General features: G+C 59.2%; 15 protein-coding genes and 1 pseudogene. 5 read left to right on the top strand and 11 right to left on the bottom strand.

Going from position 1 to position 21,300, the window contains the following annotated elements; translation table 11 throughout:
* Positions 1-265: 265 nt before the first annotated feature.
* The 5 genes from L338_RS09420 to L338_RS09400 all read right to left on the bottom strand — a co-directional run bounded on the left by L338_RS09420 (position 266) and on the right by L338_RS09400 (position 4,823).
* Positions 266-1,915, bottom strand: a complete 1,650-nt coding sequence (locus tag L338_RS09420; RefSeq protein WP_022698126.1) for a recombinase family protein — start codon at positions 1,913-1,915, stop codon at positions 266-268.
* Positions 1,912-2,328: a DUF2924 domain-containing protein gene (locus L338_RS09415; RefSeq protein WP_022698125.1), complete on the bottom strand. Its 417-nt coding sequence runs from the start codon at positions 2,326-2,328 to the stop codon at positions 1,912-1,914. The genes L338_RS09420 and L338_RS09415 overlap by 4 nt, the downstream gene beginning before the upstream one ends.
* On the bottom strand, positions 2,328-2,597 hold the full coding sequence (locus tag L338_RS09410) for a DUF3489 domain-containing protein (protein WP_022698124.1): 270 nt from the start codon (positions 2,595-2,597) through the stop codon (positions 2,328-2,330). The genes L338_RS09415 and L338_RS09410 overlap by 1 nt, the downstream gene beginning before the upstream one ends.
* A 205-nt stretch (positions 2,598-2,802) precedes the next feature.
* On the bottom strand, positions 2,803-3,519 hold the full coding sequence (locus L338_RS16535; protein ID WP_022698123.1) for a DUF5681 domain-containing protein: 717 nt from the start codon (positions 3,517-3,519) through the stop codon (positions 2,803-2,805).
* Positions 3,516-4,823: a site-specific DNA-methyltransferase gene (locus L338_RS09400; protein WP_022698122.1), complete on the bottom strand. Its 1,308-nt coding sequence runs from the start codon at positions 4,821-4,823 to the stop codon at positions 3,516-3,518. The genes L338_RS16535 and L338_RS09400 overlap by 4 nt, the downstream gene beginning before the upstream one ends.
* 129 nt (positions 4,824-4,952) lie before the next feature.
* On the opposite strand from L338_RS09400, the gene L338_RS09395 reads away from it, so the two are divergent.
* The gene (locus tag L338_RS09395) at positions 4,953-5,288 is read left to right on the top strand and encodes a helix-turn-helix domain-containing protein (protein ID WP_022698121.1); all 336 of its coding nucleotides are present in this window, start codon (positions 4,953-4,955) and stop codon (positions 5,286-5,288) included.
* Position 5,289: 1 nt separating this feature from the next.
* Complete coding sequence (locus L338_RS17020) at positions 5,290-6,111, top strand: ImmA/IrrE family metallo-endopeptidase (RefSeq protein WP_081639557.1); 822 nt, start codon at positions 5,290-5,292, stop codon at positions 6,109-6,111.
* 36 nt (positions 6,112-6,147) lie between these two features.
* Here the strand turns inward: L338_RS17020 and L338_RS09385 are convergent, their stop codons facing one another.
* The 4 genes from L338_RS09385 to L338_RS09370 all read right to left on the bottom strand — a co-directional run bounded on the left by L338_RS09385 (position 6,148) and on the right by L338_RS09370 (position 16,428).
* On the bottom strand, positions 6,148-9,288 hold the full coding sequence (locus L338_RS09385) for a BPTD_3080 family restriction endonuclease (RefSeq protein ID WP_022698119.1): 3,141 nt from the start codon (positions 9,286-9,288) through the stop codon (positions 6,148-6,150).
* The gene (locus L338_RS09380) at positions 9,288-11,999 is read right to left on the bottom strand and encodes a site-specific DNA-methyltransferase (RefSeq protein WP_027068421.1); all 2,712 of its coding nucleotides are present in this window, start codon (positions 11,997-11,999) and stop codon (positions 9,288-9,290) included. The genes L338_RS09385 and L338_RS09380 overlap by 1 nt, the downstream gene beginning before the upstream one ends.
* A 539-nt stretch (positions 12,000-12,538) precedes the next feature.
* Entirely contained in the window at positions 12,539-14,875 is a 2,337-nt protein-coding gene (locus L338_RS09375) for a phospholipase D-like domain-containing protein (RefSeq protein WP_022698117.1), read from the bottom strand.
* Positions 14,872-16,428 carry a hypothetical protein gene (locus L338_RS09370; RefSeq protein WP_022698116.1) on the bottom strand — a complete coding sequence of 519 codons (1,557 nt, stop codon included), beginning with the start codon at positions 16,426-16,428 and terminating at the stop codon, positions 14,872-14,874. Before L338_RS09370 ends, L338_RS09375 begins: the two co-directional genes overlap by 4 nt.
* A 219-nt stretch (positions 16,429-16,647) precedes the next feature.
* Between L338_RS09370 and L338_RS18210 the strand changes: the two genes are divergently transcribed.
* Positions 16,648-16,773 carry a DDE-type integrase/transposase/recombinase gene (locus L338_RS18210; protein ID WP_152485867.1) on the top strand — a complete coding sequence of 42 codons (126 nt, stop codon included), beginning with the start codon at positions 16,648-16,650 and terminating at the stop codon, positions 16,771-16,773.
* Between the two features lie 397 nt (positions 16,774-17,170).
* Here the strand turns inward: L338_RS18210 and L338_RS09360 are convergent, their stop codons facing one another.
* The gene (locus L338_RS09360; protein ID WP_022698115.1) at positions 17,171-19,867 is read right to left on the bottom strand and encodes an ATP-binding domain-containing protein; all 2,697 of its coding nucleotides are present in this window, start codon (positions 19,865-19,867) and stop codon (positions 17,171-17,173) included.
* A gap of 168 nt (positions 19,868-20,035) precedes the next feature.
* Between L338_RS09360 and L338_RS18205 the strand changes: the two are divergent.
* Positions 20,036-20,137: pseudogene (locus L338_RS18205) on the top strand (IS6 family transposase); the annotation flags it as partial.
* Positions 20,138-20,190: 53 nt separating this feature from the next.
* Here the strand turns inward: L338_RS18205 and L338_RS09355 are convergent.
* Positions 20,191-20,904, bottom strand: a complete 714-nt coding sequence (locus L338_RS09355; RefSeq protein ID WP_022698114.1) for an SOS response-associated peptidase — start codon at positions 20,902-20,904, stop codon at positions 20,191-20,193.
* A gap of 92 nt (positions 20,905-20,996) precedes the next feature.
* Here L338_RS09355 and L338_RS09350 point away from each other — a divergent pair.
* Positions 20,997-21,300, top strand: a 304-nt coding sequence (locus L338_RS09350) for a hypothetical protein (RefSeq protein ID WP_033311009.1), incomplete at its 3' end; no start/stop codon positions are given.

The following is a 21,300-nucleotide window of genomic DNA, read 5'->3' as shown; positions in this document are numbered from 1 at the left end:
ACCCCGGATCGGCGATATCGGGGGCATTTTCGGCTAGCGTCTCTGTTTGGCTTTTTCGACGGTCCGCGTTCCCTGTTTTGGCCCAAGAACAGGGAAATTGTTCAATTACAACCTGTTCTCGCTGATTCAGACGTCTTTTTCGCCTGATAAAACAGCTGCCTACGCCAAAATTCCCTGCTCAACGGAACAGGGAATTTAGTCGGTGATAACAGGGAATTTTAGTTCTAAAACCGGGAACACAGCTTCCCTGTTAATGCAGGCGTAGTCAGGAGACGAAGCCCAGTTCACGTGGCTGCTGACGCCAGTCATCGGAGAATTCGATATGGCGCGCCAGCTGCTCGGTGGTTAGTTCGATCGGCTGTTCCCCGGCGAGAATCCGCTTGACGATGACCGGAGACAGGAAGGCGAGCTTGATCCGGATGCGGATATGGCGGCTGCCGACGCCTTCCTGTCGCGCGATGGACGCGATGGACCTGCCTGATTTGACCTGGTCCAGCCAGTCCAGGCTCTTGGCGATCGCCCGGATCAGAGTCTGGTCCGCTTCACGAGCGGCGTCGCCAAATACGAAGCGCGTTTCGACGCCGCGGCGGCGCAGGGTAAAACCCTGCTCCACACTTAGCGCTTCGGCCGGGATCAATTCGGCATCCAGCCTGACCGCCTTCGAGACCGAGCCGGCGTCGAGCGTTATCCGCAGCGCGCCAGGCTGCAGATCGATCCGTTCAACAAGGGATGACGCGGCGCGCTGATCGCGGCCCAGAGTGTCGCTTATCTCCGTGAACCCGGCCGCGAGGCCTTTTGCGATGCTGGCGTCCAGATCTTTTGCGAAGTGCTTGAGCGTTTGCGCATCCTTAAAATGGATAACCAGCGCGTCCATAACCGCGCGTTCCAGCACTCCGGCCGGCAAGCGCCAGCCTGACACGTCCCGCTCGCCCGACTGCTTCACCAGGCGTCGTGAGATATAGTAGCGATATCTCCGGTCGCCTTTCTTGGCATGGGTCGGGGTCAGGCGATCTCCGGTCTCGTCAAAAACCCGCCCGGCGAAGAGCGCATCGCCAGCAGAGTTTGTGGACCCGCGCTGGCGCTGGCCTTTGCCCATCCGGTCCTGGAATCGATCCCATTCCTGCGGTGCGATGATCGCGTCGTGCAGGCCCCCATAGACCGCGGCCTTGTGCCTGATGCGGCCAGCATAGACCGGGTTCGTGAGCAGGTGGTGCAGCGCGCCACGCGTGAAGGGTACGCCGCCGCGGTTTTGGCCGCTGTCATAGATCCGCAATCGAGTGCGATAGCCTCGCTCGTCGGCTACCTCTTTTACCCGCCGGATGCTGCCAAGCTCATCATAGAGACTGTAGAGCGCGCGGACGATTATGGCTTCCTCTGGATCGATCGCGAGGCTGCGGCCATCGCGGCGGTAGCCGTAGGGTGTCGCGCCGCCCATCCACATGCCTTTGGCCTTGGACGCCGCAAGCTTGTCGCGGATGCGCTCGCCGGTCACCTCCCGCTCGAACTGCGCGAATGAGAGCAGCATGTTCAGGGTGAGCCGGCCCATACTGGTCGAGGTGTTAAAGGACTGGGTGACCGAGACAAAAGACGCTCCGGCGGCATCCAGCCGTTCTACAAGCTTGGCGAAGTCAGACAGCGAGCGCGTTAGACGGTCGACCTTGTAAACGACGATCAGATCGACGCGCTCACGCTCCACGTCCTCCAGCAGGCGGTGCAGGGCCGGACGGTCCAGTGTTCCACCTGAGACGCCGCCATCATCATAGTGATCGGGATGCGGCGTCCAGCCCTCGCTCGCCTGGCTGGCTATATAGGCGGCGCAGGCGTCGCGCTGCGATTGCAGGGAATTATAATCCTGCTCGAGCCCGTCCTGCGACGACTTGCGCGTATAGATCGCGCAGCGGACCTTCTTCGTCATCGATCCAGTCCGAAGAAGCGCGGGCCCGACCAACGTGCGCCGGTGATCTCGCGCGCCACGGCTGAGAGTGATCGGAAGTGTTTTTCGCGCCAGAAGAAGCCTCTCTCGGCGACCTCCACCTGGTGCGTGACGCCGTTCCACTCACGCACCAGGCGCGCGCCTTTTTTCAGCGAAGGCCTCGCCGGCATTTCGTCTCCGGCTGCGATCGCCTTGAGCTTGCGGCGCACGGCGGGGCTCAGACCGCCATACGCTTGCTCCTGGATCCATTGGGCGAGGACGCGGCGCATGAAGGTCTCGCTCGTACGCCCGGGCGGGGGAGCGCCGATCCGGCGCTCCCACTCCTGTTTGAGGTCATACAGCCCCATCGTCTCCAGCGAGGCGAGCTGGACGGCGACCTTTTCGGCGTCGGCCATCAGTCCGCCCCTGTCAGGCGGTAGCGGGCTGCGCGCTCCCCCTCGACATCGAGCTTTTCAATGGTGTTTCCGGACAGCCGCAATCCCGTCAGCGCGGCATGGGTTGTATGGCGTTGCCATCCCAGCGCCTCGCTCAGCTCGGCGACGCTGCGGCCCTTCGACGCCTCTAGCAAAGCCAAGAGCTGGCTTTTCTTGGTTTTGCGCGCCGGTTTCGTGGCGGCGGCCCCGACTTTGGCCGGTTTGGTCTTGGCGGCGTTGGTCTTGGTCATTTCTGTCTCCAGTGTTTTGCGGCAAGGAAGATCCTTTCGCTTGTACCGGGACAGGCCCCGCTCTAGGGCAGGGCGTGCGGACTCTGCGGCTGGCGCCGGTCCGCGAGGAACATTCATGCGTCCTTTGCACGTGAAGTCCAGTCGGTTGGCGTGAGATTATCAGGGCCAGCCAGACCGCCGCGCCAGGCGTGGCCTATGGGAAGCCTCAGTCTGGGATCACGCGCCGGTATATCTCCAGCATCCTGTCGTTATGGGCCATATCGCGCTCGATGATCGACCGCCTCTTAGGGTCCCGGGTTTTCGCCATTTCGCCCACCAGCCAGTCGCGATCCTTCTCGGCCTCTGCTTTTCTTACTTTCCACTTGTCGAGCTCGGCCTTCTGCTCCTTGGTCATGGGACCTTTCACCAGCACGCCGCCGGTTCGCATGTCGATTTCGATATCGTCAGGATGAGGTATCGGCAGAGGCACCTCGATTCCCAGTTTCTCGCGGCGGTCCAGCTCGCGCTCCCACTCGACCTTGTAGTTGATCGCTGTCTCCAGCCATTCATCATGAAGCGCTTTGTTCTGCCGCTCGGTATGGCTCAGGAGCTCGGAGAAGAGCCGCTGGGAGCGATGGTCCCCCTTGGCGGCGTTGACCGCCAGGGATCGCATGACCGCCTGGGCCATGGGCACGCTTACATTTTGCGCGCCGTCGCGAACCGTGATGGAGCGATAGGCTTCTTGCAGGATAATGTCTTTCAGCCGCTCTTCATTAAGGGCCGGGGCCTGGTTCTTTGCCCGGCGCGGCCGCCCGCGCGGGTTGCCGGAAACGCCCGGCTTGAACCGCGTGTGGACGGGAGGTTTGCCGTACCCGATGTCGTAATCGGCTGAAACCGAAGACGGCTCCAGGGCTTGTGCCGGCTTCTTGTTAGACCCGGTCATGCAGCGGCCTCCAGTGTCGGGGCGGCGTCCGCCGTTCCGCAGAAGACCTGCTCCGCGTCATCCTTGGAGTAGATTTCCCAGCGGCGGATGATGCGGTCGCAGTAGATGGGGTCCAGTTCACAAAGAAAGCCACGGCGGCCGGTCTTGTCCGCGGCGATGAGGGTCGACCCGGACCCGCCAAACAGGTCCAGAATGATGCCGCCACGCCCCGAAACGTCCTTGATGGCGTCGGCGATCATCTGCACAGGCTTGACGGTGGGGTGAAGCGCCAGCTCGTCCATGCGCCCCGTCTTCATCGTGTTGACCCCGCGATATTGCCAGACATTAGTGCGATACCGCCCGTGCTGGCCAAGCTCGAAATTATTGATGTGCGCCGCTGATCCCTTCTTGAAGGCGAAAATGAGCTCGTGACGCGAGCGGTAGAAGGTTCCCATTCCTCCATTGTCCTTGGCCCAGACAATGAGGTTTTTGAGCTCGCCATAGACCTCGCCGCCGGCCGCCATGATCTCGTTCATATGCCGCCAGTCCATGCAGATGAAATGGATGGACCCGTCGCCGCTGTGATCGGCGAGATTTTGAAAGGCGCTTGCGAGGAACGCGGTGAACTCGGCGGCGGTCATTTCACCGGACGCCATGGCGAACTCGCGATGCTTGATCTGCCCCGATCCGCCGACATGACCATCAATCGGCACGTTATAGGGCGGATCGGTGAACACCATTTGCGCGGACTGGCCGTCCATAAGCATGGCGACTGTTTGAGGATCCAGCGAGTCCCCGCATATCAGCCGGTGTGGCCCGAGCGCCCAGATGTCGCCGGGACGGCATCGGGGCGGGCCGTCCTCCAGCGTCGGCAATTGATCGTCTTGTGGATCCCCCGGTTCCTCGGGCGCAAGACCTTCGACAAGGGAATCAATCTCGGGAATGGAAAAGCCGGTCGCCTCGATACTGAAATCAAGATCGAGCTCTAATAGCGCGCCCAGCTCTTCGCCCAAGAGCTGTTCGTCCCATCCGGCGTTGAGAGCCAGCTTGTTGTCGGCCAGAACGTAGGCCCGCTTCTGTTCGGCCGTCATGTGCTCCAACCGGACGCACGGGACGGTCTCCATCCCGAGCAACCTGGCCGCCTCGACCCGGCCATGTCCGGCCAGGATTGAGTTGTCGGCGTCGATCAGCACCGGATTGGTGAATCCGAATGTCTGGATGCTGTCTGCGATCTGACGCACCTGCTTCTTCGAGTGGGTGCGCGCATTGCGCTTCCACGGATGCAAGCGGTCCGCCTCGATCTGATCGATCTGAAAACTTGTCACGCGATCTCCTTCCGAGTTCTGGTGGGTTGCCGTTATCGTTAACTACAGAAAACGCTCGACCTTGGCAATAGCTGTGGTATGAAAACGTTCTCTACAGATAACGGCTCGGCGGAGAGGGGAGAGGGCGTCATGGCGTTCGGAAGAAGAATCACGGAGCTGCGCCTGGCAAAAAACCAGTCCCTGCAACAGGTCGCGGACGCGGTGGGGGTCTCCAAGACCCATATCTGGAAGATCGAGAAGGGCCGTGCGCCCAACCCGTCCATGGACCTGGTCCGCCGCCTGGCTGATCATTTCGGGAAATCGGTCGCCTATCTCGTTGGTGAGGACGCCGAGGCGCTGGACGAGGATGTCCAACTCCAGCGCATGTTTCGCCAGGCAAAGGATCTGAACGAAAGCGAGCGGCGCATTCTCGATGAAATGATGCAGTCCCTTCTCAAGAACCGCAGCACCCCGAAAGCTGGCTGAATTGGCCGGTCTGGCTGGCGATATCCATCTGGATCGCATGATCATTGAGGACGCAGGAGCCAATCCGGCCCGGCTCGCCGCGGCCATTCATGAGCAGCTGGGCGAAACGGAGCGCGCCATTGACGTTCGCGGCGTCGCTCATGCCCTTGATATTTTCGAGATTCGAGAAGAGGTGCTGGATAATTTTGAGGGTGCATTGATCGCACCGCCTGAACGCGGCGAGGGTTCAATCCTGATTAACCGGTGCTCCCACTACAAACGTCAGCGATTTACGATTGCGCATGAGCTGGGCCACTTCCTGAATCCATGGCACGCGCCAGCGCCAGACGGCTCCTCAAGTTGCACTAAAGCGGACTTGCGGAGATTCAGCTATGGCGCAGGAAAAATAAACGACCGGCATCATCGACAGGAGGGGCAAGCGAACCGGTTTGCGATTGAATTGCTGGCGCCGCGAAAACTCGTGCGGCCGATTATTAGACGCAGAGACGGCATGCAGGCCGTGCTTGAAATAGCCAATCTGCTAGAACTCAGCCGGGAGGCTGCGGCCCGGCGTTTTGTCGAGGTCAATGACAATCCGGTGGCGATCGCGTTCAGCAAAGATGGTCGCCTGCGCTATTGGGCGCGTCACGACGAGTTCCCCCCACCTCTGGTAAGGCGAAATCAGCAGATGCCTTTATTGGGTCCGGGTGGCAATTCCGGATTCATCGCGGCGGGAAATGCTGAGCCCAATGAATGGCTCAAGGATCCCACGTCCGAGCAAATCTATGTTCAAACGCTCTACCAAAGAGGCGGTTACGCGATGACCTTGCTGGAGATTTGTTAGGAGGGCCTTCTATCTTCATGCAGTTAACCCCGTAGCCTACGATAAGCGGTAAGGTTCTTCGTCCGACCGATGCTTGGTGAAAGCGTTTATCTGAATACCAAGCTTTCCCGGGTCCTCTACCAAGACGTATCTCCATTCACCGTGCTCACCGAGGCGATTAACGGCTTCGACCCACCGCTCAGCCGCCTTCGCCTTGGCATCGGCGTCGTCAGTGACCTGACCCTTAATCTCGACAATGACGTTCTCGTCCCGATCCGTTACAACAATAAAATCGGGGATGTAGCGCGCCAGCAGGCCACGATGCCGGTAGGGGATGGTGAACCCCAGTCGGTCGTTCTTGACCCATCTTTTCACGCCCGGGTGGCTGTCGAGAAGGAAGGCGGCACTTTGCTCCCATTTCTTCGTGTCAGCCACCATTGCATTCAGATGACACCTCGTGACCGGGTAGATTGGCTTCGTCGTGTGGAAATCGACGTAGAGCGTGCTTCCCCTACCGGCTGCACCTTGGGGAATGATGGCAACCTCACCGCCGCCTGTTGCTGATCCCTTCTTGATGGCTTCGAGCAGGGAGCCGATGGCAGCCTGCGTGTATTCGCCGACTAGCAGCACGTCGCACGGCCGACTATCGCCCTTTCGATCAAGCTTTCCTTCAAGGAAGCGCTTCGCTGCGAATGCGACCTTCGGGAAAAGCTGCTGGACTGGAACTGCTTCGGCGCCGTTGTCCGAGAGCCAGCGGTCGCAGATCTCACGTGCCAGCCTGAATGCAACCTGCTGATCGCGAAACCGGGCGCGCCAGTCCTTCAACGAGAGGATCGGGCGTTCACCCGGCCCGAATGCCGCCAATGTCCCGTCAGGTGTTGTCAGAGGGGTCAGCTCAACCACCTGTGGGATCTTCATCGGGTCGATTGTCACCTTGGCGACCTTGCTCCAGTCGATATGCACATCGAACTGGCCCGACTGATGGTAGCCGGTCACGGTGGGAAAGGTGGTCTCGTACTCCGCCTTCTCCGGGACCGAGTAAATGTGGTTCGGATCTGGCTGCGGCGGTTGCGGACCAACCGGCTTCACCTTGAACGGAATAAGCTCGAACGGGACGCCGAAGACCTTCGCTGTCTCCTCGGCGAACATCTGTGTTTCCTCGTCGAGCGCATAGCTCTTGCGACGCAATGCCCGCCCGACAACTTGCTCGCACAGGAGCTGTGAGCCAAACGGACGGAGCCCGACAATGTGCGTCACCGTGTTGGCATCCCAGCCCTCTGCCAGCATCGCGACCGAGACGATGCAACGGACGTCTCGCCCCGGCGGGATGCGCTCATCGATCCATTTCAGTGAACCGTCGTTGTCATCGCTGGCCACCTTGTCGTTGTGCTTGCGCACCAGCTCGGACCAGTCCTCGGGGATCTTGCCGCCCGGCCATTCCGGTTTGCCGACCGTGTCGAGGATGAATCGAAGCCGCTTAGTCTCGTCCTTTGACCCGCCTTCCTCGATGTCCTCTATGACCTTCGAGTCGATCCTGACAGTGACCTCCTGCCCGGGCGCATTGCGGAACCAGGCTGGAGAAACCCCGTAGCTGTCGTTCCCATTCGCCAGCCAGTCGTGGACTTCCTTGGCAACGGCGGTGTCTCGGCACACGACGATGAACACCGGCGGCACCGGATGCTTCTGCTGCTGCTTGGAATGCTTTTTCCACTCGAGGAAGCGCTCGTGCCACTCCTGCGCCAGCAGGTTGATGGGCGCGGACGCATAGTTCATCACGATCTCGGGCGTGATGTTTGTGCCGAGGCCATCTTCCTTGGCCTTCGCCTGGACCCAGCGCCAGATGTTAAAATAGGCGGCCTCCTCGGCGCCCGACACGTCGCGGGCCGGCAGCTGCGGAATCTTCACAAGCCCGGATTCGATCGCATCCAGCAGACCGAAATCCGATATGACCCAAGGGAATGGTTTGCCGACCTCGTTTCCCGAGCCCTGGATGTAAAATGGCGTCGCCGACAGGTCGACGCATAGGTTGATTCCGCGCCGCCGGCTTCCTCCCGCGAGCTTATTGATCCGGTCCAAGCCCTCAATCCAGATCGTGGCCTCACGGGCGTTCTTCTTCGCGAGGTCCTTGTCCTCGTCGAGGCTTTCCTCGGTTGCCGTTTCGCCGCGGCGATAGGCGTGGTGCGCCTCGTCGTTGAAGATCAGCCAGTGGAGGCTCCGACCCTTGCCGCTGCCAAGCTCCCGCCGGATGCGTTTGAACCAGGCCTGGTCGGACTCGTAGTACTTCGTCTCGACACTCTCGTTGGTCTTGCCCGCGTTCTTCACCACCTCGACCGGCTCACCGGTCTTCACCACCTTGGCGCTGTCGCTATTGACAGAGTTAGTCTCCTTTTTCGCCAGCCGGTGCCAGTTCGCGATCATGACCTCACCACGCCGCAGCTCTTCCATCCGGTGCGGAGGGACCAGCTGCCGTGTTCGGTAGAGGCTCAGGTCGCCGAGCGCCGGATCCAGCTCCTGCAGCCGCTCACGGATCGTCACGTTGGGGCAGACGATCAAGATGGTGTCGGAGAACCGGTCGTCCCGCGAGGAGGCCACGCGGTTCAGAATCGACCAAGCGGCAAGCATACCCATTACGGTCGTCTTGCCGGTGCCGGTCGCCATCTTGCACGCATATCGAAGGAAGGCGCGCACACCGGCCGCCTTGGCCTCCAGCCCCGGCGCGTCCCTGGGGATTTCGGGAAGGCCCTTGCGATAGACGTCCTTCGCCTCGACGAGGAAGATGATCGTCTCGGCTGCTTCGATCTGGGCGAAGAACAGGCGTTGCATGCGCTGATCGCTGCGCCACAGATCCAGAAGCTCGCGCGTCACCGGGGACGCGCCATCGTACGCGACGCCACCGCTGTGAACGCCCGCCCGCCAGTCCTTCACGCGAGCCCGGATCGCGTTAACGATCTCGAGCTCGACTTCTTCGCCCGCGTGGCTTTCGAAGAGCTCGGCCTGGTCCCTGTTCGCGCGCCCCCGCCCGGCATGTTCCGGCACGCGGTAGAAGTAGCTCGCGCGGCGGCGGCTATCAGCCTTGTAGGGCGGCTTGGCCTTCTCGATCTTCCAGTGACACTTCGGTTCCTCGAAGGGCGAGTTGATGATCGGGGACTCGACCTCGGCAACGCTGAGCGGGGCGTCCTGCTGTGCGGCCTCGGGCATCAGAGGGCATCCTCTTCGCTGCGGGTCGCCATTAGCTCGTTGCCGCGCTCGTCGATCACCTTCACCGCGATCCGCTTCTTGTCACCCAGCGCGAAGGACTCGCTGACCGTGCCCGCGAGGTGCGACCACACGCTGTCCTCGAACTGACCCTTCAGCGACTTCTGCAGGTTGTCCCAGGCGCTGGTCTTGGGAAAGAACACCTGGCTCGCGTAGAACGCCATCTCGTTGTGATTGGTGTCGAGCATCCAGCAGGGCAGGTTCTCGGCGTCGATGTGGTCCGTGTCCATCAGGTGCGGCAGGAAGATGTCGAGCCCGCGCAAGACCACGCGATAGAGCGGCCTGCCGTCGTCGCGCTTGCCCGCCTTCTCCAGCCGCACATCCGGCAGGCCGGTGATCGAGAAGATCTCGCTGCCCTTCGTTGTCTTGAGCAGGTCTGACATCACCACATCTGGCGTCATCGAGATGTAGGCGGTCGGGATCTTCATCTTCTCCAGGATCTCGCGCGCCTTGGCCTGGATCGCGAACCCGAACAGGAACAGCTGGCCAAAGCCTTGGCTCATCGCCTCTATCGCGGCGTTGAACACATAGTCCGAGCCGATGGCGCCGTCCTCGGGGCCGAAGGCGATGGCGATGGTCTTTTCGCCGCTATTCTTCGCTACGGCCTCGGCGTGCAGATACTCGCGGTCGGCCAGCGGGCGGACGTTGTCGAGGTGCAGAGTCTCGTTCCCTGGCAAGCTGAGCGACTTGCTCTGCCGCAGCACCTCGATCATCCGGTCGAGATACGCGCGCGGGCTGGAGGATTGCGGCTGCGCGGAGGTGCCCTCGGCCTCTTCTTCCATGCTCATCGCCGCCTGGATCGTGGCCTCGACGGTGAAGGGACCACTCACTCTGGTGATATTCTTCGCCACCTCGGGGCGATCTACCAACGTCACAGTCTCCGGGTCTTCATTGTTGGCGATTGAGCTTAAGGTTATTCGCGGAACGAGCCCGCCGACCTCTTCACCTTTCCGGTTCTGCTTTCTCTCGTAAACAAAGCCACCAGCCGGGCCCCGCCGTGGGTCTTTCAGTTTGAAATAGGGGAAAGTCGTGGTGAGAAGGCGCTGCCGTGCGAGGGCAATAGGAACCCTTGAAGTATCAACGGTGATCCATCGACGCCCCCATTGCTCTGCAACAACTGCCGTCGTTCCCGAGCCGCACGTGATGTCCATGACAAGATCGCCAGGCTCAGACGTCATCAGCATGCAGCGCTGAACTACCTTTTCGCTGGTTTCGACAACATACTGCTTCTTCCGAGCAAAACCGCTTCGAGCCGTGTCATTCCAAACATTGTCTATGCGATAAACCGGGAAATCGTCGACGTAACGCTTATAGCGGAGGGTATTACCCACCAGCATCAGCCGATTGGCATCGGCAAGCCTTTGCATGCCTCCAGATTTAACGCCCGGCTTCCAGTGAGTGTTCGGTGGGCAGCGGAACTTTCGGCCGCGCCATTCAAAAACTTCATCCTCGGGGTCCGAAGGGGAGCCTTGCGAGTACAGCGTATCGTGGGACAACACGCGATAACCTTCTGGAATTGGCGCGCTGCCCTCAAGCTCCTCTGTCGTCATCCGCCTCGGTTCGTCGGAGTAATCATCAGGCTCAATGAGAACGTACTGACCTGATCTGCCCCCACCGCCAAGCTTGGGAATCGAAGGAGGTTCGAACTTTGCCTCTGCTTTGTTCTTCGCAAACCAGAGCAAGAAGTCAGTCGATGTGGACAAGAGCGACGAACTCTGCCCGCCTGTGGTTCTAAACGCAATGAGGCCGCAAGAATTTTCTGCTCCAAAAACTTCCGCCATCACCTCGCGAACATGGTGAAGGTTATCATCGGAAATCTGCACAAAAATCGAGCCGCTATTTGAAAGCAGTTCTTTAGCAAAAGCTAGCCGATCACGAAGATATGCGAGATAGGAGTGAAGTCCGAGCTCCCAAGTGTCCCGATAGGCCTTCACCATCTCGGGTTCGCGGATCATTTCGTCATCGGCGTTGTGCTTTACGCTGTTCTTTCGCACGAAAGGCTGAAAGTTCGAGCCGAACTTCACGCCGTAGGGTGGATCGAAATAGATCGTCTGAACCTGGCCGCCCATGCCCTCGTACTCGGTAAGCGAGTTCATGACCTGTAGCGAGTCGCCCAGAATCAGGCGGTTGGTCCAGGGGCCCGTGTGCTCGTAGGCGTCCAGCCGGTCGGCGATGTCGAGGTCCAGATCGCCGAACAGGTCGAGCGTCTGCCCGCGCGCCTTGTGTGATTTCAGTGTCTCGAGGATCGCCTGCGTCGAATGCCGCTCGTGCACGAATAGGGGCAGCGTCGGCACGGTGATCTGCTGGCGCTCGGCCTTGCCCGCCCAGTTCAGGAAGGGCTTGGTCAGGCTGCGCAGCCGCGCCGCGCATTGCGAGAGCGAGGTGAACCGCTCCTCCGTGCCCTGCCAGACCTGCGGCTCGGCAAAGACCGTGGCCTCTCCCTTTTCCGCAGCCTCGGCCACGAGGTTGAGCAGCCATTCCGCAAATGGCCGCTCGCCGTTCTCGTCCCACGCCAGCTCCGGCCCGAGGCTGGAATCGTAGCGATAGGTCTTCGGCGGCTTGCGATGCGAGAATTGCGCCTCGACCCCCACATCCGGCCGCAACACGGCCTCATCGGCATGCGCATAGGCGGCCGACCCGTTCCCGGCCGGCATGGCGGCAGGCTTTGGTTTTGCCGACGTGGAGGCCGCGGGCGCTGGTGCCTTCCCGTCCGCGCGCGATACCGAACCACCCCGACCGCGCCCCTTCGCCAACAGCCCTTCGGCGACTAGCGCGTCCTTCGCCGCGTGATACTGGGCGTCGTCAAGGTCTGGCAGATGATTGCGAAGCACGGCGATTAGCGCCTGATTGCCAATGGTGGAGCCGTCAACCGGGACCAGCTCGAGGATAAGATCACGCAAAGAATCGGACATGGGAACGTTTGGGACCTTTGGCATAACGGACTGATAGAACAAAGATATTGGCTTGCAGGCCTTTTGTCAGCCGGTATTCGGGTGATGCCATGGAAAGCCGTCTGGAGTGACCAACTTCGCCTCAATAGCGTTTTGGGATGTCCAACCTGTTCCTCTGCATCAAAATATCGCTTGAGGTGATCCGCCTCGCGGTGATGCTCTAGTGGTGACTAATTCACATTAGCCTGACGGCACCGGCGCTCTTCTCAAGATACCGAAAACCCATGCGGCATTTGGGTTGCTTATGGAGGAGGAATAGGATCGAGCATCAGTTTGACCGTGAAGCGCTCATTCAGCCGGTCATTGATTTTGCCAATTGCGAGAGTGTCATCTTCTTGTTGGGAAATCATCGCACGAACTTGGGTCTCGACGTCTTTCGCCAGCTGATCAAGGGCTTTCAAGATGGGATTGTCGAGTCCAGTTGATCGAGCGCCAGAAACGGCAATCTGCGCGGCATACCTCGCAAAGGCGAGGTATTCTAGGACGCGGTGATGTTCGCTTTCGTCCGCTTCGACGTCGAGGGCATCAAGAGCGCGCAGCGCATTGAAATGCTGGTTGAGCAGACGCCCAACCAAACGTGGCCAATCGCCCTTTTTTTCGCTGATTGGTAGAACGTGAAGATCGCTGTCGCCGCCTCCTGCAGGCTGAGCATATGCCAGAATGATTTGCAGCAAGGTTCTCAACCGCACAAGCTCTGTAGTGGTGACGCGCCGTCCGGCCAAACTTTTGCTACGCACCTCAAAGGCTTTTACAGCTTCCTCGATCTTCTTTGCTGTCGCCTTCACGCGCTGTCTCGCCGCCTTTGCTTCTGCAGCCTTTGCAAGCTGAGCTGTTTCCGGTTCGTCGTAGCCTTCGGATAAAGGCTCGGTATTCCGGAGGTCGATTGCTGACTGTCGCCGAAGATCATCTTCATCCTCGCTCGACAAATCACTCGCCAAGAAGCCGATTAGTCTGTTCAAGCACATGCTAACGAGATCGGCGGCTCCATTCTGGCGCTTTTTCAAAAAGAAGGCATTGCGACCGTCCTCGGCCTTTGCTCGGTTGCGAGCCCGGACAAATGCCTCATAGGAGAGAACCCGGAGTTCGGGTTGCTCATCGTTACCAGTGGCTTCAACCAAGGTCCTGCCAACATGCTCCGCAGAGACCGGTTGTTCTCCAATATCAAGCATTTCCAACTCGTTGATGGCCTGGAGCAGGAACAGGTCCTCATAAGTCGTCTCCGAAAGGAAATCTGCAATCTTACGCTTCTTGCCCCGGTGCGGAGGCAGGGTTCGGATCAGGAGCGCGTCAAGATCGACAATGGTGGTCGGCGCTGAAAGTCCACCCTCATATCGCACCCTTGCCGTTCGAGGGCGCAGGTCTGGATTGGGAAGGTCCCATTCAAACCGAGACGATGCGTCTATCTGGATTGGGTCACCTATCTCTACGCCGTCTCGATCATGTAACTGCAGTGACAAGGCGCGATCCGAGGCGGGGGCAGGCGGCGTCCAGGTCAGTCGATGTCCCCTTAAGATGAACGCGCCGCCATCGCGTGACTGTGAACCATCATTGGTGTTGGTTGAGATCAGCCGCGGGAGGATTTCGGTCCGATCCAGTGGGGTCTGCCGATACCCTTCAAGTTTCAAAACGCGCAAGGCCATTCCGCGTTGTACGCGTTTGTAGAGGCCCATTTCAGCGTTTCCCCTTGGGATAGTCGGTCCCAGCAGAGCCGGAAGTGAGCAGTTCATGCTGCCTGAAATCACGTGGTCCCATTCTTTGCCACAGGCGATGTAGGCCTTGGCGTGGACGAACCGTGAGGACTGTTTTTCTCTAAGATCAAAGAGTTCTACTGAAGCGCTGTCCAGTACGGACAGGGGAAACTGCGCGGCCCGCGGGTCGATCAAGATATCCGTGGGAGGCATTCCAAGGACTTCACGCAAGCGCGTAAGGCCTTGTAGCTTAGCATCCCAATAGGGCGATAGCACAACCAGCCGCTCAATCTTGTCACCGGCCACAGCAGCCTTGATCTGTTCGAGAAGCGACTGTTCAATTTGATCGGCGAGAAGACGGATATCCGACTGATCGCCAAGGACTTCCATCTCCGCGGCCTTGCGGAGCCATGGCGAATACCGAAGGGCGCGATTCAGAGCGTCCGCAAACCAAGGATCCTCCGTTGGTATGTAGCTTCGAAGGTAGTTTAGCGCCTCGCCAAAGAGAGCAGCATTGTCCTTGTGAGTAGCTGTGTACCTGATATCTGCGACCAGCTCTTTGTTTCCTGCCAGTCCGAGTGCGGTCAGGTTCGCTGATCCAATTAACAATCGTCCTTTTTCAGGGCCGACCAATAGGGTCATCTTGGGATGAAAAGCGCCCCCTACTGACACCTTCGCGAGATGATACAGCGCTCCAGCGTATCTCGGAGTTCCATATTCGGCGAAGCTCACATTCAGCATCGCTTTGTCTGCTAGTATGGCGATGTTTCGGCAGCCAGCGCCTCTCAGTTTCGGAAAGGGCACATCCTCGAAGGCCTGCGCGGAAAACGCATAGGTTGTCATGAACGCCGAATGGAAGCCCGCCTCGCCAAAGACATCGTAATACTTCATCCGCGCTCAAGCTCATCCAGGCCAACCGGAGTCACACCACTTTCGTCAAGAAATTTGACATCGCAGAGGAACTGTACAGCCTGGTCGATCCGAGGACTGCTCGGTGAGACCCGAAAAAAGTCACGGAAGCGAAGCGCGCCGTCGTCTGGTTCAAAGAGAAAAGTATAGGCCTTCTGGTTGCGAAATTTTCGAGAAGCGACCCAAAGATGTCGGCGAAAAATGCGTTCCCTTAGCAGTTCGGCGAAAGCTGTTTGGACGGGCAAATCATAGCGCAACTCTATATACTTCATTTCGCTTGCCAGTGATTGAAAATGGTCGGCACTTCCTAGCCACTCCAAAACGGAACGGTCGAGCTGTGTACCTTTCAACGATAGTACCGCAATCAGCGACCACGCCGACTTAACTGCTTGCTCATCCTCTGCAGCGGTCAGCGCATCCTGCATCGCGTGTGCGGCGGCTTTCGCATGATTTTCAAGGTCGGAATCATAGGCCTGGTCAAGGATCCAATCCTGCAACGATCCGCTGTCTGCGAGGCGAGCCATATCCACCACACCCGCAATCATGGCCTCGAGTGACATGCTGTTGGGTGGGACATTTTTCAGAATGCGTAAGCCCGCGTAAAGTAACGTCTCGTACGCCAACCGGAAGAGGTCACTGGCCTGGTAAAGCGCCCAGATGGGTCGAACTTCGGACGAATCCATCCCGTCCTTCGCTCCGGTGGTGGCACCAAACCAGGCCCACTTTGACTCCTCAGATTTCGGAGGCCTGCCACGCTGGGCTGCTATGCGCAGTAACATTTTGAGAGTTTGACCTCTGTTCTGGTCGCTTTCCGCCGCCGATGCACGCCGTCCAAAAAGTATAGTTGCGAGTTCACGCTGTTCCGAGCTTCCGGAATTGATCTTGGACGGCTTCATTGGAGCGAGGCGGTCGAGTGTAGCGAGCGTTACCTTACCGGCCGCCACCGTTTCCAAAAATACCTCAGCCAGATCTCCAATAGCTTGTTGGAAAGCATCAGCCAGAGCCAGTGCAGCGTCCTTGCAAAATGGAACAAGCAGGTTGCGATCGTCGGTCTTCACTAGTCCCATCTCACGCATTTGGCTGGCGTAGATGCCGCCAAATGCGCCCCTCTTGTCGCGAAGATAGCGAAGGTTTGCGTCCGATTCTGGGTCGGCGCTAGTTCTGAAATCGACCAGCGCATCCGCGTTCTCTGGATCAACCAAACCAAGCTGTCGCTTTGCCCACTCGATACCGGCTACGCCGAGTTCAACGTCACCGCGTGCGCAAGTCAAAGCATAGAGAGCCTCCGCTCGGCGTTGAAATCGTTGAAATGCCTCATATTCATTCTTAATGTCCGGCGTCTTAGCGTAAGCCTCCAATAGCCACGTGAAAAAAGAATAGTATCTGAGACGCAAGGTGATTGTGCTGATGCCGGGCAGCAATGACTGATAGACGAGTTCGATGGGCCTCTGCATTCCCAACGGGTCGAGCCCGCTTTCCTGCCCGAGTTCGGTCCATTCTGGAAAGCCGGGGCCGAGATAGATGTCGTCCAACATTTTCTTACGCTTCTAAAATCCAAAGTGGTATTGTCAAAACACACGGCTTGAAAAAACTAGTGCAATCGTTGGCTTTTTCGCCTCTCCAATTGACAATGTCAGAGTAACCGGTTTGAGCGGCGCTCGTGCAGCAGATCCTCCACGTTCGTAACTGGCTGCAGGTGGAACCGGTTCGGTCCGATGTTCGCAGGCGAGATCAATCAGGAATGGATCCAGTAAATGCAAAGCTTCACTCAATGGCGCTGGCATCTGAACGAGATATTCTTGAAGATTCGCAGAGCGACGTACTATATCTGGCTGGCGGTCGATCACGAAGGCTTAGCGCCGGAGGCGTATGTTTCGTAGACGCGCGCTCGTGAGGCGGCGCTTCCTTCTTGCGGCAAGGAATGAAGCGCTACGGCGAACCGAGATCCATCTTCGCCGGCAAGCTCAAACCCATGGCGCGGCGTTGAGGGACGTGGGAATGGGCGGCCGGCAAGAGGTCGGCCGCTGGCTTAGTGGTCGTGCCGAGAATTCAAATCTTCCGTTACGAAGACGGGAGCGGGCGATGCAGCGTTTCCAGCGAGTCTGAAGTCTGCAGAAGTTCGCCTCCGTCCATTCGCCGATCGTCAACCACTTGAATCGCGACCGCCATGTCAAGCGCCGGTCAGTCTTCAAGGAACATCGCGCCACCACCCTTGCCGATTGGCGTCAGCCGGCCTGCATTGGCCTACAGCACTGACAACACTAGACGAAGCAGGCGTCAGGCAATGAATGTTTCTGTGAAAAGAGGCTCGATCAGTTCGAGCTTCTTAGGCAACGCAGCACCGTGACAGGTTAGCCCGAGGTATGTGGCAGCGCGCGTAGTGCCGACATAGAGATACTTGTCAAAGAGATCGGGATGCTGTTCGGCCAGTTCGTCTACGCCGACAAAGAACACGGCCTCAAACTCCAAGCCTTTGATATGCTGGACATCGAAGACGCGGATATCGTTGTTCTGCCCAGCAAACTGGCCTTCGTAGCACGGAACAACATTCATGTTGTGGGCTTCTACGCGCCTACGGAGTGCCTCGGCAAGCGGCCCGACATCCTGCTCGTTGTTGACCAGCACCGCGACCGAGGGCAGAGGCGACGTGAGTCCTTCGACTTCGACCAGCCGCGCTGCCAGCCAGTCTGCGATGGCATCGTGGCCTTTGAGGTTTTTGGCAAGCACGGGATCGATGCCGTCGCTGTTGACGTCTTTGGGCAGAGTCATATGAACCGTTTGGCCGGAGCAGAGGCGAACGATTTCAGACGCGAGGTGGCTGAGCTGTCGACTGTGACGGTAGGTTACTTCGATAGGCCGCACGTCGATGCCGGGAACCGCCCAGTTCATGTCGTGGTTCGATCGGCTGCCCCATTGGGTAATGCGCTGGTTGAAGTCACCACAGGCAAAGAACGAACGAATGGCCGGATTGGAAAGCGCCGCCATGCTGCGAAGCTGGAGCGGCGAGAAATCCGTTGCCTCGTCCACCATGATCTGGTTGCGGACAAGCGTCCGATACTGGCGCACAGGTTCGAGCACTCCGCTGTCCGGCAATCGGGCAAGCGCCGGTTCCGTTACGATTTCTGCCATAACGCCGAGCGTGCCCGCCAGCATCAGATCGACCTCAAGCGGATGGGCATCTGCCGCCGACGTGACAGCAACATCGTACCACTGCGCCTCCGTGATGCGCGCCCGACGGAAACGACGGTAGCGAGCCGGAAGGCCGTTGACATACCGCCGGATGGGATTTGTGAAACGCCGCAGTGCTGCTTGGAGTTGAAGACTTTCGCCAAGCTCTCGCAGGTCGGCGCGTTCCATGGTTCTGTCGCCGATCCAGGTAGCTATGTTGGCTGCCCGGCCGCCGCGCGGGGCCGTTCGGCCGGCGGCGGCAGCAACGGCCTGACTTTTGATGTTGGAGGTGAATGCGGCCAAGGCCTTTGCTACTGGGGTCTGCGGCGCCGACACATTTTCATCGTCTTCGCCGTCGCCTTCCTCAGGGTTCTCTTCTGGCGCGAGCGTATCGAGGAAGCGCGCGAAGTCTGTTAGCAGCCCGCGGTCATGGTTGAGCCGGAAATTGATGTGACGGCGGATGCGTTCATCGGACTCCGTTCGCAAGGTCGACAGCGGTCCTTGTACCGTTTCAATGAAGTGGACAAGTTCCAGCAGAGCGCTGGCAGTGGTAAGCCGCTGTAGACGGGCGAGAAGGTCTTCAGCCTCATTACCGATGCGAGCGACATCCGCGCGCTTGGATTTTTTCAGTGTCTCGGCAGCGGCGGTGAGGTCGGACCAGAACTCCGCAAGCTGCCATTCGTCGAAGTCAAGGAACCACTCGGTCTGCGCGCTAATCGTCTGCGGAAGGAGAATCTTTGCGCCACGTTGCTGCACGAAAGCACCGCCGCCTGTACTCGATTTCAGAATGCGGAAATGGTTGCGGGCAAGCTCCAGACGATACCGGTCCCAGGTCGATATCTTCTGGTTAGGAGCCGCGATGCCCTCACGTGCAAAAGCCTCTTTAAGGTACTGTTTCAGAAGGTCGGTCGGCGTGAACATGAGCCAGCTGTCTTTATGGGGCAGCCCGCTCTCGGCCTCGGCTGCCTCGGCGACACGCTTCTCGTCGTCTTCGAGATAGGCCTGATCCAGCTTTTGGCCGAGCCTTCGGATCAGCGTGGTCGTCTTTCCTGTCCCCGGCGGTCCAATAATCAGAAGCTGCTTCTGGAGCGACAGCCGGAAAATCTCGTCCTGGTAGCGGTCCAGAATGGGTTGATCGCGCAGGCCCATTTTGGTGATGACCGTGCGCTTGATCCCTTCGATGATCTCATCGGCTTGCTGCGCTTCAGCCAGGATATGGGCGAGAATATCTTCCTCGGTCAGCGGGGCTTCGCCCGGCTCGATCAGCAGCTTTCGCATCGACGGCACGGTGATCGGGCCGTAAGCTTCTGTGGACAGAACTGAATTGTGCGAATCCCAAAGCGCGTCCGTGAACCCCGGATACAGGATTCCTTTCTCGAGTACCGTGACGGTGACTTCGCCTTTGGGCAGCCGCAGTTCAAAATCGTCGCCGACGTCCAGCGACGCCAGGCGGCCTGCGGGAGAGTTACGACCGGCGAGTCTGATAGTCGCCTTACCGAAGCTCTCCGCTGTGTTTCGGCAAATATAGTAAGTTGCCGTTTCACCGTCTTCGAGTTCGACCACAATACGAGCGATGGCTGGTTCCTGCGCAAGCGAGACGAGACTGCGCGTGCGCGCGTCGTCGATATCGCCGAGGGATTTCAGTGCCCCACCGGACGTAAACGTATTGATGCTTGCGAAAGAGTCTGCACCGGAGGCGCGGTTTTCGGTAAGCCGAGCGCGCGCTGCGGACGCCACGTCTGTCAACGCTGCGAGCGTATCCCTCGATATTCGCGCAACATCATCCCTCTGGCCCGGTTCGGTCATCCTTCCCCCGATGTTTGTTCTTTTTGCGTTCGTCAAATGTAGTGGCAAAACTCAACATCACTTCAGCTCCCAGTATGCTGAGGTACGGGCAGTTCGTTAAGCTCGCGCTGGGGCATTGTCAGAGGAAATCGACTTGAGCGGTTGTGCCAGCTTTAATAGCATTTTCGAATGTTCAATCCCTTCCGCTATTTCAAGACATCGCCCGAAGGGATTCGCCTCGCGGTAATGCTCTATGTCCGGCCTCGGCTCTCGGTCCGCAAAGTTAAGAATCCCGTCAAGCTTACCTTGTGCAGGATAAGGCCGTTTACGAAAGATCCGCTGTTTCAGTCGCTCGCCACGATCAGGATCTCGCCCTCCGACCGTGGGTTGCTGACCGTGCTCGGGACTTTCCAGTACGCCATGTCGTCTGCCGGGTAGACCGTCATCAGTTCACGCGGATCGGCGGTCGCCGGATCAAGCCAGGCGTCCCAAGCCCCGGTCGGAAGAATGATAGGCATCCGGTCATGGAGCTTGGCGACCTTATCGTTGGGCTCGCCGGTGAGAATGGAGAAGGTCAGGACCGGTTCGCCATCAATCACCGCCTCGTCCCACAAGCCGGCAAAGCACAGGAATGGCGGCTCGGCCGGCGGGCCCTCGCCCTTGAGCATGCGGGCGATAGGTTTGGTGGTGATGAACCAGGGCTGTTTCTTTCCCTTCGGTCCGGTCCATTCATAGAAGCCGATCGCCGGGATGAGGGCGCGCTGGCTGCGGAAAGCCTTCTGGTAAAGCTTTGACTCCTGCACGGTCTCGGCGCGTGCGTTGATGGTCGAGAACCGCATCTCCTTGAGCGGCTTCTTCCACCAGGAAGGCACCAGCCCGAAGCGCATCTCGCGCATCTCGTGGCCATGCCGGGTCCGGAGCGCCACCGGGGCGGTGTCGGTCGGGGCGATGTTGAAGCGCGGCTCCAGGTTGGACGGGGCCTTGGCGCCGCTGATGAGTTTCAGCCAGCGCTGGTAGTCCTCCCAGGTGATTTTTCCGACTGCGAAACGTCCGCACATGGGCCTCACCCTAGCGGCGGTGCGGAGCGCGTCCAGCCTCGCGGGATCGCGTGCTTGACTCTCCTTGCCCAAACATAGAACAAAAGAAGAACATGAGTTCAGTCAGCGCCACCCGCGCCGCGACGCTGGAGGCATTGCGGTGGCGGCTCCGGAAGCTGGAGCCGCAGGAACCCGCCTTTCGAAGCGAGGTGACGGGGCTGGCGGGACTCAAGGCCTCGCCGGGCGAGCTGATCGAACTTCGGCCGCGCGCCTATTTCGATACGCCGGCGGCGTTTTCCTTTCTTGCCGCGTTGGCGTCGGCGGCGGCCCGGGAGAGCACAGGCCCGGTTCTCTGGTGCCGCCGCGCCAGCGATCCGGCAAGCGATTTTGGGAACCTGCATCCGCACGGGCTCACCC

Source organism: Euryhalocaulis caribicus, from assembly GCF_000412185.1.
Classification (GTDB): Bacteria; Pseudomonadota; Alphaproteobacteria; order Caulobacterales; family Maricaulaceae; genus Euryhalocaulis; species Euryhalocaulis caribicus.
This window is presented reverse-complemented; position numbering and strand designations above follow the sequence as displayed.